3 protein-coding genes are annotated in these 3,136 nt (G+C 60.6%); all 3 read left to right on the top strand.

The genetic code is table 11. The features are described from left to right. Positions 1-307 precede the first annotated feature (307 nt). The 3 genes from IWX62_RS16045 (at position 308) to IWX62_RS16035 (ending at position 2,778) form a co-directional block, all read left to right on the top strand. A complete protein-coding gene (locus tag IWX62_RS16045; RefSeq protein WP_196842412.1) occupies positions 308-583 on the top strand; it encodes a hypothetical protein in 276 nt (91 codons plus the stop codon). Between the two features lie 685 nt (positions 584-1,268). Next, complete coding sequence (locus IWX62_RS16040) at positions 1,269-2,045, top strand: CHRD domain-containing protein (protein ID WP_196842411.1); 777 nt, start codon at positions 1,269-1,271, stop codon at positions 2,043-2,045. Between the two features lie 196 nt (positions 2,046-2,241). Further along, a complete protein-coding gene (locus IWX62_RS16035; RefSeq protein ID WP_333483496.1) occupies positions 2,242-2,778 on the top strand; it encodes a class F sortase in 537 nt (178 codons plus the stop codon). Positions 2,779-3,136: the final 358 nt, after the last annotated feature.

Genomic DNA, 3,136 nt, shown 5'->3' with positions numbered 1-3,136 from the left:
ATGTCCGCCCGATCAGCAAACGTCAACAACCTCCGCGCCACCAGCAACTCCCTCTACCCAACAATGTTTGTTGCTACGAGGCTATGACACCAAGCTTGCACCATTGGGGGATGCAGGATTAGAGCCTACTGACGTTTTATGACAGTGAACAGAGTGGCGGCAGCGCGATCGGTGAAAATAAACGCTACAGGCGGTATTACGACAAGCTGCTGGATCGGTGGATTGAAGAGCTGCCACCCATAAGCTGTTGGCTGCCGGTGGTGGCATGACAAAAGCGCCGGGGAACACACGGTGGAGGCCGTTAGTTGTGTTCTCCGACGCTTTTGACCGGATAAATAAACATCCGGCCATCAGTCACTCGCACTTGAGGATAGGTAAGACATTACGCGCTTTGCCTGAGCTTTACCTGATGATGCACGTTTTCTTTTTCTTGTCGTGCTCGCTCAAGGAGCGCATCGGTTTCTTCCAGTTCCCGAACCGCCGCGCACAACCGTTGAGCATGCTCCTGATCGGCGGAGGCGGGACCGGCCTGCCCGGATCCGCCTCCAACCTGCAAAGCGTTGGCTTCTTCACACACCGTTGAGGCACCCATAAGGCCACCTCTGTCGCCTGATTGTCGCCTGGCTGATGATGATTCCCACCGCAGGACCTTGGACCAGAGCGGTGCGGGACCGCGGGACGAGCACTTATCGTCGAATCGCAACACCGCCTACGCCGTGGCAACCTACACACCGGATTTTGATCAGACAGCCGAAACAGCAATCAACCGGCTCGAAGAACAGGAGAGCACCCGATCCCTCCAAACCTTCAGTCCCACCCAACGTGAAGCGATCAATCTGGTCTACTCCGACGAGCTCATCTACCAGCAAGGCGGCGCCCACCTCGGCCTTCCACTATCAACAGCCAAAACCCGCATCCGCGGCGGGCTCATCCGCTTGAAAAGCAGTATCGAACACACCTCACCCACCTGGTGTGACTGCTTACTCTTACTCCGCGAACGGGTAACCCGCAGTCGAATAAGTGGACGATTATGCCCTAGCTGGTAAACCTCATCGGCACCATGTGTCACACCAAGCGCTACCTAACAGGGCCTTGTCATAGGGTCTTGTCCTGCGTACGGTGAGCAGAAGCCACTCTCAACGAGCGGTGTCATGTGTTCGGCTGTGAATTGTGTGGGGGAAACCAATCCACACGGCGGAACGCTCCGAATAGAATAGTAAGCGCACTGACTCTGGTGCGTATCCACGCACAGTGAAGGAATTGATCTTATGAATAAGGCAATGCGTTTCCTCGCAGTACCCACCCTCGCCCTCGGCGCCCTGGCGATGGCATCGTCGCCGGCCATGGCAGCAGATGGGTCCTACTCCTCGACCCTGGGCCAGCTCAACGGCACCACCGGCTCCGGCACTGTCACCGTTGATGTCAAGGGCGACCAGGCCACCGTGAACCTCCAGGTCTCCGGCCTCGCCGAAACCTTCATGGACGCCCCGTACCCCCACGTCCAGCACATCCACGGCGGGGCCCTCGGCGAATGCCCCATACCCGCTGATGACGAAAACGGCGACGGCATCCTCAACACCTCCGACGGCACGCGCGCCTACGGCGGCATCCTCACCACCCTGACCACCAGCGGAGCTACCGGCCCCGAAGAAGGCTTGAACCTCGAGCTCGGCGGCCAGGGCGGCAGCTACACCATCCAGCGCACCTTCGACCTCAACGCCGAAACCAAGGCTTCCCTCGAAGCCGGCACCGCCGTCGTCGTCGTCCACGGCCTGGACCCAGCAACTGCCGGGGTCTCCGAGGAAGTGTTCAACTCAACCAGTGACATCTCCCCAGACCTGCCCCTGGGCGCCACCTCACCGGCACTGTGTGGAACCCTCGTAGCCTCACAGATGGGCGACATGCCTGCCGGTGGCGCTGACACCGGTGTCGCCCAGGAAACCGGTTCCAACACCGGCGCCCTCGCCCTCGGTGGCGGCCTGGTCCTGGCAGCAGCAGCAGGCGGAACCTTCCTGGTTCGCCGCAGCAACGCCGCCAAGGCATAATTTCCATCCAAGCACCACGAACTGATCGGAGATAATACTTCACACGATTAGTTCACCCAGCGACCGTCGCAGGAGCCACCTGGCCTCTGCGGCGGTCGCTGTTTTAATCCTCACCGGCTGCGCCACCAACACGACCGCCCAAAGCCAAGGAACGCCAGCGCCGACCCCGACCATCTCCGTCTCCGCTTCGCCGACGGTGCCGGCCCCAACTCAACCACCCACGACCCCCGCACCCGAAACACCCACACCGGCACCGGCACCGGCCCAGCTGCCGGTCCTATCGGCGTCGGACCCGGTATCGTTCAGTATTCCCGCCATCGGCGCGGAATCGGAGCTACTGAGCCTCGGCCTACGCGAGAACGGCTCGCTCGAGGTTCCCCCGGACGGGCCCGGAGCACCCGCCAGTTGGTATAACGACTCCCCCACACCTGGTGAACGCGGACCCGCGGTCCTCCTCGGCCACGTCAACGCCACCGACAGCGGCCCCTGCGTCTTCGCGGACCTGCGCAAACTCAAGGCCGGTGACACCATCGACGTGCTCCGCGAAGATGGCACCACAGCAACCTTCGTTGTCGACCGCGGCGAGCAATACTCCCAAGACGCGTTCCCCACCCAGACGGTATACGGCAACACCGAAGGACCCGAACTACGCCTGATCACCTGCGACGGATACGACCCGGACACCGGCGAATTCGACGACAACTACATCGTCTACGCAAAACTGGCCACCTAAAATTATGAACTCGATAGTCGTTGGAAGATTGATGCTATGCATTATCAGCGTTGGCCTCCTCCGGGTCGGCGCCATCACCCTCTCCGGCCAGCAAAAAATGCTGTTCTAGGCCAGGCAGCCTCCAACGCCGCCTGGGTCACCGCCTCCTAACAAACTCTCGACACGGCCAGGAACACGCTGTGGAGACGACCAGAGTCGAGTGAGCCGCTCAGAAATAAGAAACGAATTTGCGTGTCGCGGTAGAGGGTCCTCCACCGCGACACGGTTACGTCCCGCTGAGTGGTGGAGTTTTCTCGACACCGTGCGGGTCAGTTCCTTGATTATGCTGCAGTAAGTTCGGGAAGCAAAACCGTCTCCT

The organism is Arthrobacter sp. CAN_A1 (assembly GCF_015751665.1).
GTDB lineage: Bacteria > Actinomycetota > Actinomycetes > Actinomycetales > Micrococcaceae > Arthrobacter_D.
This window is presented reverse-complemented; position numbering and strand designations above follow the sequence as displayed.

Excerpts from the sequence above, each read along its gene's own strand:
- IWX62_RS16040 (WP_196842411.1), top strand. The coding sequence starts at position 1,269 with ATGAATAAGGCAATGCGTTTCCTCGCAGTACCCACCCTCGCCCTCGGC.